Here is a 14,035-nt window from a genome sequence, read left to right on the forward strand (position 1 = left end):
CGTGATGGGCGTGAAGTCTCACCTCGGCGTCCAACCACGGGAGAGGAGGGCACGCCGGACCCTCCCGACGACCGCAGGGCGCTCTCCGGCCAGATCTTCCTTTGAGACCCTCACCTCGACCCAGCCCAGCCGGTCCGTGGTCCGTGCACGGCCAATGTCGCGCAGGTGCTGCCCAGGCTCGCCGTGATGGACCCCGTCGTACTGCAGCGCTACTCCGAACGCCGGATAGGCTGCGTCGGGCCACAACTCCGGCGCTCCGGCCGGGCCCCAGACCACGTAGTTGAGCTTCGGCTCCGGCAGGCCGCCGCGGACGACGGCGAGGCGCAGATGCGTCTCCGGCGGGGAATCCGCGCCGACGCGCACGAACCCGAGCGCTTCCCGCGCCCTCCGGATGTTCCTGGCTCCGGGGTGCTGGAGCAGCATCCGATTCAGCGCTTCGATGCTCGACAGGGCTGCCCGGGGTGAAGGGAACTCCGGACCGTGTTCGGACACCAGGGAGTCCCCGGCAGCCACGAGATCATCCAGCGCCAGAGTCGCAGCCAGGTCAAGGAAGGTGCGTTCGGGCGAGGTAACCCGGACGCCGTCGAGCATCACGACGTCCCCGGGTCCCAGCGCGAGGCGGTGCCCCGACACGTTCACCCGTTTCGGGATACTGCCGCCCCGCGGCCGGGCAAGGTGGATCCGCCAGTCGCAGTCTGCCCCTGCAGGAAGGCCGACGCGCCAGATCCTCGCCGCAGTGAGGTGGCAGAGCACGGTACATGCGTCGAGTTGGCAGTAGGCCCTCAGCGCTGCGGCGCCATGGGCGCTGCTGCCGGCCGAGATGCGGATGCCGCGGGACACGGTGATCAGGTCCTGGGCGCGGGTCCGCTTCCGCGGGATCCCGGCCGCGTCGGCAGCCAGGACGGAGAACGAGCCATCCGCCAGCAACGTTGGGAGCTCAATTCGGCGCATTCCCCCATCATGATGGGATCCGGCGCCGCCCGCTTAAGTTATCCACAGCCCGCGGCCACCCGCCCTCCACAGTTCTGGGGCGATGGCCGCCGAGGTGAGAGTTGACGCCCATCGCGAGGCCGGACATGGGCACGGACTCGCACCTCGGCGTTGCCCGATGGCGGTGGCCGCCCAGGGTGCCCGCACTCCCGGCCAAACTGTATGTTTCCTCTCACTTTTTTCGGCGTGTGACAGGCGTCGCTCCGGCCCCGGTGTAAGACTGGGTAGCTGCGGCGCAGGCCGTGGAACGCGAAATGCCGAGGGAGCCAGATGACAACCACCCAAGACCAGACCGCAGCCAAGATCCCCCAGCGGGTCATTTGGCTGGCCGTGGCGGGCGCCGTCGGCGGCTTCCTCTTCGGCTTCGACTCCTCAGTCGTCAACGGCGCCGTCGACGCGATCAAGGACGAGTTCGCGCTCAGCGAGGCCGTGACCGGCTTCGCCGTGGCCGTGGCCCTCCTCGGCTGCGCGGCTGGTGCCTACCTGGCCGGCAAGGTCGCTGACAGGTACGGCCGCATCCCTGCCATGAAGCTCGGTGCGCTGCTGTTCCTGGTCAGTGCGATCGGGACCGGCTTCGCCTTCAGCGTGTGGGACCTCATCTTCTGGCGACTCGTCGGCGGCTTGGGCATCGGCCTGGCCTCCGTGATCGCGCCGGCGTACATTTCCGAAATCTCCCCGCGCCACGTCCGCGGCCGCCTGGCCTCGCTCCAGCAGCTCGCCATCACCACGGGCATCTTCGCCGCGCTGCTATCGGACGCCCTGTTCGCAAACTTCGCTGGCGGCGCCGGCCAGGACCTCTGGTTCGGCCTGGAAGCGTGGCGCTGGATGTTCATGGCCGCCGCCGTCCCAGCCGTCGTCTACGGCTGGATTGCCTTCACCCTGCCGGAGTCACCGCGGTTCCTCATCTTCCAGGGCAAGGACGATGAAGCCCTCAAAATCTTCCAGTCCATCGCCCCGAACGAGGACACGGACCGGCACCTGCGCGACATCAAGAATGCCATCGAGGAGGACAAGCTCGCTGGCCAGAAGGGCTCGCTGCGCGGCAAGGCCTTCGGTCTGCAGCCCGTGGTGTGGATCGGCATCATCCTGTCGGTGCTGCAGCAGTTCGTCGGCATCAACGTGATTTTCTACTACTCGACCACCCTGTGGAAGGCCGTCGGATTCCAGGAAAAGGACTCCCTGACGATTTCCGTCGCCACCGCGATCACGAACATCCTCGTGACGCTCGTGGCGATCGCCCTGGTGGACCGGATCGGCCGCAGGCCCATCATGCTCGCGGGTTCCATCGGCATGGCCGTCTCGCTGGGCACCATGGCGCTGGCATTCGGCTCCGCCACCGGAACCGGGGACGCAATTTCGCTGCCCGGCGCATGGGGGCCTGCTGCGCTGGTTGCCGCCAACGTCTTCGTGATCAGCTTCGGCGCCTCCTGGGGCCCGCTCGTCTGGGTGCTGCTGGGCGAGATCTTCCCGTCGCGGATCCGCGCCCGCGCCCTGGGCCTCGCGGCGGCCGCCCAGTGGATCGCCAACTTCGCCATCACCCTGAGCTTCCCGGTCATGGCGGCGGCTTCCCTGCCCCTGACTTACGCCATGTACGCGATGTTCGCGGCGGCGTCATTCTTCTTCGTGAAGTTCAAGGTGCCGGAGACCAACGGAATGTCCCTGGAGCACGCCGAGACCCTCTTCGTCCCGAAGGGTTCCGCGAAGGCCTCCGCCCAAGCCTGAGACGCACGTACCGCGCCGCGCGTGCGTTTCGACTCTCGTGGTGACAGAAGGCGCCCATGTTCTGCGGGAACATGGGCGTCTTTTGTCACCTCGGCGGGATGGCGGCTACACCACGTGGGGCTCGTGCGCTGTGAGGTAGCGGCGTCCGCCGAGGACCACGGCAATTGCCGCCACCATGGCCAGCGCGCCCGCGAAGAAGGGCACCTGCGGCCCGAAGTGCTCGCCCAGCTGCGCAGCGGCAAACGGTGCCATGGCGCCGCCCATCCAGCGCACAAAGTTGTACCCGGCGGAGGCGACCGGCCGCGGCGAATCAGAAACCCCCATGGCCAGCTCCGTGTAGATGGTGTTGTTGACGCCCAGGAGCGCCCCGGAAACCACCACCAGGACGACGACGGCGGGCACCGAGTGCCCGGCAGCCAGTCCCAGTCCTACGAGGTCCAGCATCAGCAGGGCCAGCGTGCCGGTGAGGACCCGCACGGCCCCGAAACGGTTCTGCAGCACGGGGGCGGCAAAGACTGAGAAGACGGCGACTGCTACACCCCAGCCAAAGAACACACCGCCGATCCCGTAGGCGTCCATGCCGAGGATGAAGGGCGTGAAGGCGAGGACGGTGAAGAAGCCGTAGTTGTAGAACAAGCCGCTGGCCGCCGTCGTCCGGAGCCCTTTGTGCCCCAGCGCGAGGAGCGGATCGCGGAGCCGGACCTTCCGCTCGGGCAGCGGGGTTTTGGGCAGCAGGGCAATAAGGGCGATGAACGCGGAAGCCATCAGCACGGCGGTGCCGAAGAACGGCGCGCGCCACTGCCAGCCGCCAAGCAGCGCACCCAGGAGCGGGCCCAGGGAAATGCCGAGGCCGAGGGCGGCCTCGTACAGGATGATCGCCGTGCCTGCCCCGCCCCTGGCGACGCCGACAATGACGGCCAGCGCCGTGGCCACGAACAGGGCGTTGCCCAGTCCCCAGCCGGCGCGGAAGCCAATGAGCTCGGCCACGCTTCCCGAAGTGCCGGAGAGCGAGGCGAAGACGACGATCACTGCCAGTCCGATCAGCAGCGTCCGTTTTCCGCCGATCCGGGACGAGACATAACCGGTGATCAGCATGGCGACGGCGGTTACCAGGAAATAGCTCGTAAAGAGCAGCGACACCTGGCTGGGCGAGGCTTCCAGGTTCTTGGCGATCGCCGGCAGGATGGGGTCCACCAGGCCGATCCCCATGAAGGCGAACACCGCTGCGAGGGCCGTCGCCCACACCGCCTTGGGCTGTTTGAGCAGTGAGGCCTTCTCAGCCTCAAGGGTTTCTTCCGCTGCCGGCAGGGTGTCGGCGGGCTGGCCGTGCATAGTCGCACTCCTAAGTGATGGGTTCTGAATTACGGGATTTTCGGTTGAGTATCAGGCCTGAAGCGTCGCGTTGATCTTGCCGATGACCGGCAGGGCGGCCGCGAGGGTGGCGCGGTCCCCATCCGAAAGGGACGAGAGGATGCCGGCCATAACGGCGTTTCGGCGCTCATTGGCGGATTCGACGGCGGCACGTCCCGCCGCGGTGAGGGTCACCCGGACAGCGCGGGAATCGTTGGGATCGGGCTCCCGGCGGGCGAGGCCGGCGCGTTCGAGTTTGATGATCTGTTCCGTGGCGGTGGGTACTCTGACACCCAGGTTCCGGGCGATTTCGCCCACCCTCGCACCGCTGCCTTCACCGGAGGCGGCGTCGGCGCCGTCCATCAGCATTTTCAGGGTGCTGAGCTGGGCGGCGCTGAGTTCGCCGTCTGCGTCCAGGCGGCGGACAAGGTAGATGCTATGGCGGAGGGCCTCGCGGAAGTCCTGGGCGAGGGCGTCGAGGCGCGGGTCAGCCGGTTCACTATCGTACATAGTTAGGTAGCCTAACAGTTAGACGCCCTAACGGTCAATACGCGAAGCTCTCCGTTCCGCCTCCCGAGGTGACAGTTGACGCCCATGGTTTCGAGAAGTATGGGCGCGAACTGTCACCTCGGCAGGGCTTAAATACGCCGACGCCGGGGCTCGGGTGAGCTCCGGCGTCGGCGGATAATACAGCTAGGCTTCGGCGATTGATGCGGACTAGACGGCGGTTTTGGCGTCCTCGACCAGGGCGGAGACGGCCGGGAACAGCGGATGGTCCGGGGCCAGGCCCGTGATCTTCGCGGTGGCCTCCTCCGCGGTGGAGGACGCCAGGATCTGCCCGAGCTCCACGGCTTCGGCGTCGGCCGGGTCGTTGAAGCGCAGGGCTGCGGCGATCGCGCCGAGCAGTGCCTCCGGGACGATCCCGCGTTCTGCCAGTTCCGCAGCCGGACCGATGAAGCGTTCGTGCCGGCTGAGCTTGCGCAACGGCGCCCGTCCCACCCGGTTCACGGTGTCCGGCAGGTACGGGTTGGAGAAGCGGCCCAGGATCTTCTGGACATAGGCTTCCTGCTCCTCCCGGTTGAAGCCGTGCTTGGCCACCAGCAGCTCTTTCGTTTCGTCCAGGACGGCGCGCACATCGGCGGCGACGTCCTGGTCGGCCATGGCCTCGGAAATCTTCCCGAGCCCGGCCTCAAAACCGAAGTACGCTGCGGCGGCGTGCCCGGTGTTGACGGTGAACAGTTTCCGCTCGATGTACGGCTCCAGGTTGTCCACGAACGTGGCGCCCGGAATGACCGGCGCCGCCGCACCGAACGGGGTCCGGTCGATGACCCACTCGTAGAACGTCTCCACGGTGACGTCCAGCCCCTGTCCACTTTCCTGGTTGGGCACAATGCGGTCCACCGCGGTGTTCGCGAAGACCGCCTTGTCAGCGAGGGATCCCGCGGCCGGATCCCACTGGGCCGCCACCTCGGACTTCAGGATGTCCGTGGCGTTGATGGCGTTCTCACACGCCATCACCTGCAGCGGAGCGAGTCCGGCAGCCCGGGCGGCGATCCCCTTGGCAATCACAGGGGCCACGAATTTGAGGATGTGCGGCCCGACGGCGGTGGTGACGACGTCCGCCGTCGCGATCTCGGTGACGACATCCGCCTCCTGGCTGCTGGAGTTCAGCGCCCGGAAGTTCTCCACCGTGCGGACCGTGGGATGCTCCCCCACCTCGTGGACCTGGTAGCTGTCCGCGGCGGCCAGCTGGGTGATCAGGTCCTCCGCGACATCCGCGAATACCACCTCATACCCTGCGTCGTGCAGCAGCAGCCCCACGAATCCGCGCCCGATGTTTCCGGCTCCGAAATGTACAGCCTTCACTATGAATTGACCTTTCCGAACAGGGCCAGGACTTCCTCGACCGTGGTGGCGGCCTCAAGCTGCGCCACCTGGGCCTTGTTGGTGAAGACCTTCGCGATCGAGGACAGAATGTGCAGGTGTTCGTTGTTGATGCCCGCAACGCCGACCACGAACTTCACTTCCTTGCCGTTCCAGTCGATGCCGTTCGGGTAGCGGACCACGGAGACCGCCGACTTCATGATGTGGTCCTTTGCGGCGTTCGTGCCGTGCGGGATGGCCAGGAAGCTGCCCATGTAGGTGGAGACGGATTCCTCGCGTTCGTGCATGGCGTCCAGGTACCCGGCGTCAACGGCGCCGCGGTCCAGCAGGAGCCGTCCGGCCTCGTCGATGGCGGCGTCGCGGCTGGTGGCCGAGCCGTTCAGGACGACGCTTTCCGCCACAAGGATTCCGGCGGGGCCGGTTTCCTCGGGAGCTTCCGGCGTTGCGGCGCCGGCCGCAGTGCCCGCAGCGGCGGCCGGAACGTCGGTTCCGCCGTCCGTGTTGCTTGACCTGACCAGCTCCACGATCTCGTCGTAACGCGGGCTGTTCATGAAGTTATCGACCGAGACGTGCACGGCGCTGGCGGTAACCGGCTTGGCCCGTTCCGTCAGGTCCTGGTGCGTGATGACGACGTCGTAGGTGTCGCTGAGGTTGGCGATCGCGGAATTGGTGACCTTGACGTCCGGGAAGCCGGCGGCCTTGATTTTGTTCCGCAGCACCGAGGCGCCCATCGCGCTGGAACCCATGCCGGCGTCGCATGCGAAGACGATGTTCCTGACCGGGCCGGCGAGGACCGCGACGCCGCCGGCGGCAGAACCGGCCGCAGCACCGGCGGCAGCACGGGACCCTGTGAGCATGGAGGACACCGAGCTCTTCTTGCCCTTCATTTCCTCCATCCGGACGGTGGCGGCGCCGAGGGCTTCTTCCTCGGTTGCGCCCACCGGGGTCTTGCTGGCCTTCAGGATCACCGAGGCGATCAGGAAGGACACGGTGGTGGCCAACAACACGGAGAGGGTCACGCCGACGTAGCTGTCGCGTGCGGTGGCGGCGTAGACGGCGATGATGCTGCCTGGCGCTGCCGGCGAGCGGAGACCGGCGCCGGTGACCACGAGGGTGAAGATGCCGGTCATGCCGCCGCCGATGGCGGCGAGGATCATGATGGGCTTCATGAGCACGTACGGGAAGTAGATCTCATGGATGCCGCCGACGAACTGGATCAGGGCGGCGCCCGGCGCGGACGCCTTGGCCAGTCCCGTGCCGAAGATCGAGTAGGCGAGCAGGATTCCAAAGCCCGGACCGGGGTTGGCCTCGAGCAGGAACAGGATGGACTTGCCCTGCTCGAGCGCCTGCTGTGTTCCCAACGGAGTGAGGATGCCGTGGTTAATGGCGTTATTCAGGAACAGGACCTTCGCGGGCTCGATGAAGATGCTCGTGAAGGGAAGCAGTCCGTTGATGACCAGGAATTCGACAACTTTGCTGGCGCCGTCACTGAAGGCCTTCACCACCGGGCCGATCACGAGCATGCCAACGACGGCCATGGCGGCGGCCAGGATGCCGGCCGAGAAGTTGTCGATCAGCATCTCGAAGCCCGGCTTGACCTTGCCTTCCCAGATCTTGTCCAGCTTCTTCATGAGCCAGGCCGTGAGGGGGCCGAGCATCATGGCGCCAATGAACATGGGAATATCCGTGCCGACGATGACGCCGGTGGTGGCCACCGCCCCCACGACCCCGCCGCGCACGCCGTAGACCATCCGGCCGCCGGTGTAGCCGATCAGGAGCGGCAGCAGGAAGGTGATCATCGGTCCCACGAGCTTGGCGAGATCCGCGTTGGGCAAGAAGCCCGCCGGGATGAAGAGCGCCGTAATAATGCCCCAGGCGATGAACGCACCGATGTTGGGCATGATCATTCCGGACAGGAACGTCCCGAACTTCTGGACGCCCACCCGCACGCTGGTGCGGGGTTTCGCAACCGTCTCTGTTGCCATGTGATTTCCTAACCGTCATTCCTGCTGCACCGCAGGATGGTCCGATAATTTCGCGAAGCTAGCTGGTGGAGCTGATGGAGATCCGGTGGAGCCATTCGAGGAAAAGCTTGAGTTCCGAGCTGGAGAGCTGGTCCGAGTGCGATGCCTGCAGTGCCGCGTTCAAGGCGATCGCCGCCACAACCACTGACGATTTCCCGGAATCCTCGGGATCGCTGTTCTTGGCCTGGTCCGAGGACACCGCAAAGATCATGGCGTCGCGGGTCATGGCAGACAGCTCGAGGTTGCGCTCGGGCGCTTTTTCCGTGATGAGCATGAGCGTCACCCCGACGTTGGCAGCCAGAATGCTCCTGGCCGCCTCCCGCGGAGGAACGTTGAGGTGGCCGGCGACGGCGGCCTTGTTCAGCATTTCCTCCATCAAGCCCTCGGCGTCGGCGACGACGGCCGGGCGGCTCTCCGGGCGGATATTGCCAAACATGACCAGGTACAGTTCCGGCTGCTTGAGCCCAAACTGCACGTGGTTGTCCCACATCCGCCGGATATCTTCCAGCGGTTGTCCGGACGGCGCGAAGTCGCGTTCGCCCGCCACGTACTCCTCAAAACCCGCCGCGACGACGGCGTCGAACAGCCCTTCCTTGTCACCGAAGTGGTGATAGAGGGTCGGGGCGGTGACGCCGGCCAGCTGGGTGATCTGGCGGGTGGATACCGCGCCCCCGGCGGAGTTGGCCAGCAACTCCGCCGCCGCACGCAGCAGCCGCGTCTTTGGCGGAAGCTGGCCATCGAAACTCATAACCGCTACCCTAGCACCTATAGCAACGCTATATGAAGTGCATCACATACAATTTTTTCAGGTGCCGGGAGACGCCCGCTGACGTAGCCGTCGGCGGGCCCACCGGATGGACCGGGCCGGAATCTCCGGCCCGGTCCGGACGGCCGGCTCCGGCACCTGACACACCGGCTTACCGGCCCACGGCAGAGAATGAGGACCTTCAGTGCAGAACTTCCCAGGAGTAGGCGTCAGCCCCGGCCGCATCATCGGAACCATCCGCCAGATGCCCAAACCTGTCAGCGAGCCGCCCGCCGGGGAGCAGTTGCCGGCCGGCGTCACGGCTGAGGAAGCGACGGCGGCGTTGAAAGCGGCCGCGAAGGCGGTGCACGATGAGCTGAAGGCCCGGGCGCAGACGGTCAGTGGCGACGGAAAGGCGGTCCTCGAGGCCACCGCACTCATGGCGACGGACACGATGCTTCTGAAGTCGGCTGCCAAACTGATCGGCCGCGGCACCTCGGGCCAGCGGGCAATCTGGGAAGCGGGCGCCTCGGTCTCGGAAATGCTGCATAACCTGGGCGGCTACATGGCGGAGCGCGCCACCGACGTCCTGGACGTCCGGGCCCGGATCGTGGCCGAACTGCGCGGCGTCCCGGCCCCTGGCATCCCGTCCTCCCCCACCCCGTTCATCCTGATCGCCGAGGACCTGGCGCCGGCTGACACCGCCACGCTGGACCCGGAAAAGATTCTGGCGCTGCTCACGGCCGGCGGCGGACCGCAGTCCCACACCGCGATCATCGCCCGCTCCCTGGGCCTGCCCGCCGTCGTCGCCGCCACGGGCGTGGACCAGCTTCCGGACGGCACCGAGGTTTACGTAGACGGCGCAGCCGGCCTGATCACCGTGGATCCTGATGACTCCCAGCGGGCCGCCGCCGAGCACTGGGCCGCCACGGCCTCGCTGCTGGCGGACTTTGACGGCACCGGCGCGACGGCGGACGGCCATCTGGTGCCGCTGCTCGCCAACGTCGGCGGGGCGAAAGACGCCGTGGCCGCCGCGAAGCTCAACGCACAGGGCGTGGGCCTGTTCCGGACCGAATTCTGCTTCCTGGAGCGGGACACCGAGCCCACCGTGGATGAACAGGCCGCCGCATACAAGGGCGTCTTTGACGCCTTCCCGGGCAAGAAAGTGGTCCTCCGGACGCTCGACGCCGGCGCGGACAAACCGCTGCCCTTCCTCACTGACGCCACGGAACCCAACCCCGCCCTCGGCGTCCGCGGGTACCGCACCGATTTCACCACACCGGGCGTGCTGGAACGCCAGCTGCAGGCCATCGCCCGGGCCGAGCAGGAGTCCGAGGCGGACGTCTGGGTGATGGCACCGATGATTTCCACCGCGGAGGAGGCCGCCCGCTTCGCCACACTGTGCGCCGAGGCCGGGATCAAGACCCCCGGGGTCATGGTGGAAGTCCCGTCGGCGGCGCTCACCGCCGAGGCCATCCTCCGGGAAGTAGCCTTCGCGAGCCTGGGCACCAACGACCTCACCCAGTACGCCATGGCCGCCGACCGCCAGCTCGGCCCGCTTGCAGCGCTCAACACGCCCTGGCAGCCCGCCGTGCTCCGGCTTGTCGGCCTGACCGTGGAAGGTTCCGTCGCGGAGGGCCACAACAAGCCCGTCGGCGTCTGCGGCGAGGCGGCCGCGGACCCGGCCCTCGCCGTCGTCCTCACCGGGCTCGGGGTTTCCACGCTGTCCATGACGGCCCGGTCCCTCGCCGCCGTGGCCGCCGTGCTGAAGACCGTCACCCTGGCCGAGGCGCAGGAACTGGCCAAACTGGCCCTCTCCGCGCCGAGCGCCACCGAGGCCCGCGCCTGGGTCCGGGCGAAGCTGCCGGTGCTCGAGGAGCTCGGGTTGTAGGGACGCAACAGGTCGGAGGCAGTGTGAGGCCGAACCGGGGGCGCTAGGATGCACTCCATGACACTGATTGCTCCCCGGGTGACGGCCGCCCTTCCGGCTGTGGACGCCCGGAATCTCCGGTTCGCCCTGAACGGCAGCGACGACATCACGGTGTTTGTCGACGGCACCGTCCACCGGCTGCCGTCCCAGGCCCGGGACGCCGTCGTGGACCTGCTGGCGCGCTTCGGCCGGGGCGAGGCGGTGACAGTCAGCAGCGTCGAGGAAATGCTGACCACGTCCCGGGCCGCGGAGCTGGCCGGCATCTCGCACACCTATCTGCGGAACATGACGGACCGCGGCGAAATCCCGGTGGAATACCGGGGCACGCACCGGCGGATCCGGCTCGCCGACATCATGGCCTGGCTGGAAAGGCAGAAGAAGAACAGTACCGCTGACGGCGCCCAGGAGCACGGGGATGACGGTGCCGCCGGTGCTTCGTGACGGCGTGATAAGGATCAAACAACAATCCCGGCCCTGCGCGGAAACGCGGAGAAGGCCGGGGTTACGCTTGGATTGTGGGTAAGTTCAAAGGGTGGCACATCGTGGCCGGCATTGCCGCCATGGTGCTCACCGGTATCCTCGGAACCGCCATGGGGCTGAACAATACGGCTGCCTTTATGTCCAGCTGTGTTGCGTTTGTGGCCGTTTCCCTGTGGGTGGACAGCCGGATTTCGCTCCGCAGGAGGGCAGCAGCGCAGCGGGGGGCGCGGGAAGCAGCGCGTGCGGCAGCGCTGGAGGCCGAGCAGCCCAAACGCGAGGGCCGCGGCACCTGAAGCCACTGGACCGGCCTAGATCCTGGGGCGCCCCGCCCAGCGCCGCGCCTTCAGTGCCGCGTGGAGTTCCAGCCGCACCATCCCCTTGAGCGGGTCGACGCCGAGCAGCTGGCGGATCCGGCCCAGGCGGTTGTAGATGCTGCTCCGGTGCAGATGCAGTTTGTCCGCTACTTCCTGGACCGAGCCGTCATTGTCATAGAAAAGCTCCAGCACCGGCAGCAGCTCGTGGTTCCGGTCGTGGTCCTCCAGGATGCGGAAATAGACCGAGCCCGCGTCCGCCCACGCCCCCGCTCCGCCGCCGGCCGAGGCCAGCACCTGGTAGATCCCGGTGGCGCGGCAGTCCACGAGTTCACCGAGCTGGGGATCCACCGCCGCGGCCTGCGCGGCCTGCCGGGACTGCCGGTAGGCCTCGGCCAGTTCACGCGGCTTCGCGAAGCCCTCGGAGGTTCCCAGGATGATCCGGTGGACCTGCCGGCCGGCGCGTTTGGCCAGCTCCAGCTGGTAGTGGACCAGCACCTGGGCGTGGTCGGCCCGGCCGGTCGATTCCCTGAACAAGACGGCGGCGTGGGTTTCCGTGCCGGCGCTGAACAGGGCGGCGTCGACCCCGATGGTTGCCTGCAACGCCGCGGAGCGGTGGATCAGCGTGGAGGCGATCGGATCCGCACCTTCCGCCCAGCCGTCGGCGTCGAGGACCGTCACGAGCTGCCAGGGTCCGCGCCCCTGCACTTCCTTCCAGCCGGCCACCGCGGCGACGGCGTTGGACTCGCCACGGCAGGCCGCCAGGAATTCCTGTTCACGGCGGCGGCGGAACTCGGATTCGGCCGTGTTGGAGTCCAGCAGCAGGGCAGAGAGCTGCTCCAGCTCGCCGGCCACCCCGGGCAGCTGGGCGAGCACCGACGTCGCGTTCGGCTCCTCGGCGTCGAGCTGGACCCAGAGGTACCCCACCCGGAAGCCCCGCACCAGGAGGGGAACGCAGACCCGGCCCAGCATCCCGAGCTCCTCGTTGGCGGGCACGACCACGGGGCGGACCGCCGTCGCGATCCCGTGCGAGAGCTGCCAGGCGCTGACGTCCACCGGGACGCGCTTGCTGAGCAGGAAGTTCACCCGGACCCGGTCCGCGTGCGACTGGTTGGAGCTGTAGGCGAGCAGCAGGCCGTCGAGATCCTCGAGCGACAGACCGCGGCCCAGCTTCAGCGCGACGTGCTCCACGAGCTGTTCGACATCCTGCTGCTGCATGCTGCCAGACTACTGCCGATGCCACCGCCAGCGACAATGCTGCGGCGGGCACCACCCAACGGACAGCAGGCGACACCTGCCGCTTGCCGATTCGACAAATGTCCAGCCCGCTATTTGAAAAAGCGCGGATTTCCGGGGAAAGCCGGTGCCGCCGCGCGGCGGAGCCTGTCGCTTGCCTCACAGCCGGATTTATTCTGGAAGTACGACTTCCCCGCATACACCCAGGCCTACAAGGCCGCCAGCACTGGAGCCCACAAATGATCATCGGTGTCCCCAAAGAGATCAAAAACAATGAATTCCGCGTCGCCATCACGGCTGCCGGTGTGCACGAGTTCCGCACCCACGGCCACTCGGTCCTGGTGGAGCGCGGCGCAGGCCTGGGCTCGGGCATCACCGACGAGGAGTACGCCATCGCCGGCGCCGAGATCGTCGCCGACGCCGATGACGTCTGGGGCCGCGCGGACATGGTCATGAAGGTCAAGGAGCCGGTAAAGGCCGAATACCACCGCTTCCGCAAAGGCCTGATTCTCTTCACCTACCTGCACCTCGCCGCGGAACCGGAGCTGACGCAGGAGCTCATCAACACCGGCGTCACCGCCATCGCCTACGAGACCGTGCAGGAAGGCCGCACCCTGCCGCTGCTCGCCCCGATGTCAGAGGTTGCCGGCCGACTGTCCGTCCAGGTCGGCGCCACGTCGCTGATGGCTCCGGCCGGCGGCAAGGGTGTGCTGCTCGGCGGCGTGCCCGGTGTCCGCCCGGCCAAGGTCGTTGTCCTTGGCGCCGGCGTCGCCGGCACCAACGCAGCCGCCATGGCCCTGGGCCTCGGCGCCGACGTCACCATCCTGGACATCAACATCAACCGCCTGCGCGAACTTGATGCCCAGTACCAGGGCCGCCTGAAGACCGTTGCCTCCAACGCCTACGAGATCGAGAAGTCCGTGGTCGACGCCGACCTCGTGATCGGCTCCGTGCTGATCCCTGGCGCAAAGGCCCCGAAACTGGTCACCAACGAGCTCGTCTCCCGGATGAAGCCCGGCTCCGTGCTGGTGGACATCGCCGTGGACCAGGGCGGCTGCTTCGAGGACACGCACCCCACTACGCACCAGGAACCGACGTACAAGGTCCACAACACGATCTTCTACTGCGTTGCCAACATGCCCGGCGCCGTTCCGAACACCTCGACCTACGCGCTGACGAACGTCACGTTGCGCTACGCCGTCTCGCTGGCCAACCTGGGCGTCAAGGCCGCCTTCGAACGCGACGCCGCCCTTGCCGCCGGCCTCAACATCGCCGGCGGCAAGGTCGCCCACCGCTCGGTCTCGGAGGCGCACAACCTGCCCCTCGTCGCCGACTGGCACGATCTGGTCTCCGCCTAAGCAAC

The 14,035-nt window shown here is 67.4% G+C and carries 12 protein-coding genes; 5 read left to right on the plus strand and 7 right to left on the minus strand.

Features of this window, described 5'->3' with window-relative positions; all coding sequences use genetic code 11:
* Positions 1–18: 18 nt before the first annotated feature.
* The gene (locus tag QCD75_RS04165; protein ID WP_301226025.1) at positions 19–951 is read right to left on the minus strand and encodes a hypothetical protein; all 933 of its coding nucleotides are present in this window, start codon (positions 949–951) and stop codon (positions 19–21) included.
* A gap of 309 nt (positions 952–1,260) precedes the next feature.
* On the opposite strand from QCD75_RS04165, the gene QCD75_RS04170 reads away from it, so the two are divergent.
* Complete coding sequence (locus tag QCD75_RS04170) at positions 1,261–2,712, plus strand: sugar porter family MFS transporter (protein ID WP_301226027.1); 1,452 nt, start codon at positions 1,261–1,263, stop codon at positions 2,710–2,712.
* Between the two features lie 105 nt (positions 2,713–2,817).
* Here QCD75_RS04170 and QCD75_RS04175 read toward each other — a convergent pair whose 3' ends face one another.
* The 5 genes from QCD75_RS04175 to QCD75_RS04195 form a co-directional block, all read right to left on the minus strand.
* Positions 2,818–4,044, minus strand: a complete 1,227-nt coding sequence (locus QCD75_RS04175; protein ID WP_301226029.1) for an MFS transporter — start codon at positions 4,042–4,044, stop codon at positions 2,818–2,820.
* A 51-nt stretch (positions 4,045–4,095) separates the two neighbouring features.
* Entirely contained in the window at positions 4,096–4,572 is a 477-nt protein-coding gene (locus tag QCD75_RS04180; RefSeq protein ID WP_301226031.1) for a MarR family winged helix-turn-helix transcriptional regulator, read from the minus strand.
* A gap of 207 nt (positions 4,573–4,779) precedes the next feature.
* Positions 4,780–5,928, minus strand: coding sequence for a mannitol-1-phosphate 5-dehydrogenase (locus tag QCD75_RS04185; protein WP_301226033.1), 1,149 nt, complete (start codon positions 5,926–5,928; stop codon positions 4,780–4,782).
* Positions 5,928–7,931, minus strand: coding sequence for a PTS mannitol transporter subunit IICBA (locus tag QCD75_RS04190; RefSeq protein ID WP_301226035.1), 2,004 nt, complete (start codon positions 7,929–7,931; stop codon positions 5,928–5,930). Before QCD75_RS04190 ends, QCD75_RS04185 begins: the two co-directional genes overlap by 1 nt.
* A gap of 58 nt (positions 7,932–7,989) precedes the next feature.
* Positions 7,990–8,718 (minus strand): TetR/AcrR family transcriptional regulator, encoded by a 729-nt coding sequence (locus QCD75_RS04195; RefSeq protein WP_301226037.1) that lies wholly within the window; start codon positions 8,716–8,718, stop codon positions 7,990–7,992.
* A 202-nt stretch (positions 8,719–8,920) separates the two neighbouring features.
* Here QCD75_RS04195 and ptsP point away from each other — a divergent pair, with 202 nt between their 5' ends.
* The 3 genes from ptsP (at position 8,921) to QCD75_RS04210 (ending at position 11,418) form a co-directional block, all read left to right on the plus strand.
* On the plus strand, positions 8,921–10,606 hold the full coding sequence (gene ptsP / locus QCD75_RS04200) for a phosphoenolpyruvate--protein phosphotransferase (protein WP_301226039.1): 1,686 nt from the start codon (positions 8,921–8,923) through the stop codon (positions 10,604–10,606).
* A 57-nt stretch (positions 10,607–10,663) separates the two neighbouring features.
* Positions 10,664–11,086 carry a helix-turn-helix domain-containing protein gene (locus tag QCD75_RS04205; protein ID WP_301226041.1) on the plus strand — a complete coding sequence of 141 codons (423 nt, stop codon included), beginning with the start codon at positions 10,664–10,666 and terminating at the stop codon, positions 11,084–11,086.
* Positions 11,087–11,160: 74 nt separating this feature from the next.
* A complete protein-coding gene (locus QCD75_RS04210) occupies positions 11,161–11,418 on the plus strand; it encodes a hypothetical protein (RefSeq protein ID WP_301226043.1) in 258 nt (85 codons plus the stop codon).
* 15 nt (positions 11,419–11,433) lie between these two features.
* Here QCD75_RS04210 and QCD75_RS04215 read toward each other — a convergent pair whose 3' ends face one another.
* Entirely contained in the window at positions 11,434–12,654 is a 1,221-nt protein-coding gene (locus tag QCD75_RS04215) for a PucR family transcriptional regulator (protein WP_301226045.1), read from the minus strand.
* Positions 12,655–12,911: 257 nt separating this feature from the next.
* Here QCD75_RS04215 and ald point away from each other — a divergent pair, with 257 nt between their 5' ends.
* Complete coding sequence (gene ald, locus QCD75_RS04220; RefSeq protein ID WP_301226047.1) at positions 12,912–14,030, plus strand: alanine dehydrogenase; 1,119 nt, start codon at positions 12,912–12,914, stop codon at positions 14,028–14,030.
* Positions 14,031–14,035: the final 5 nt, after the last annotated feature.

Source organism: Arthrobacter sp. PsM3 (assembly GCF_030433895.1).
Lineage (GTDB): Bacteria > Actinomycetota > Actinomycetes > Actinomycetales > Micrococcaceae > Arthrobacter.

Excerpts from the sequence above, each read along its gene's own strand:
- QCD75_RS04165 (WP_301226025.1), bottom strand. The coding sequence starts at position 951 with ATGCGCCGAATTGAGCTCCCAACGTTGCTGGCGGATGGCTCGTTCTCC.
- QCD75_RS04170 (WP_301226027.1), top strand. The coding sequence starts at position 1,261 with ATGACAACCACCCAAGACCAGACCGCAGCCAAGATCCCCCAGCGGGTC.
- QCD75_RS04175 (WP_301226029.1), bottom strand. The coding sequence starts at position 4,044 with ATGCACGGCCAGCCCGCCGACACCCTGCCGGCAGCGGAAGAAACCCTT.
- QCD75_RS04180 (WP_301226031.1), bottom strand. The coding sequence starts at position 4,572 with ATGTACGATAGTGAACCGGCTGACCCGCGCCTCGACGCCCTCGCCCAG.
- QCD75_RS04190 (WP_301226035.1), bottom strand. The coding sequence starts at position 7,931 with ATGGCAACAGAGACGGTTGCGAAACCCCGCACCAGCGTGCGGGTGGGC.
- QCD75_RS04195 (WP_301226037.1), bottom strand. The coding sequence starts at position 8,718 with ATGAGTTTCGATGGCCAGCTTCCGCCAAAGACGCGGCTGCTGCGTGCG.
- QCD75_RS04205 (WP_301226041.1), top strand. The coding sequence starts at position 10,664 with ATGACACTGATTGCTCCCCGGGTGACGGCCGCCCTTCCGGCTGTGGAC.
- QCD75_RS04215 (WP_301226045.1), bottom strand. The coding sequence starts at position 12,654 with ATGCAGCAGCAGGATGTCGAACAGCTCGTGGAGCACGTCGCGCTGAAG.
- ald (WP_301226047.1), top strand. The coding sequence starts at position 12,912 with ATGATCATCGGTGTCCCCAAAGAGATCAAAAACAATGAATTCCGCGTC.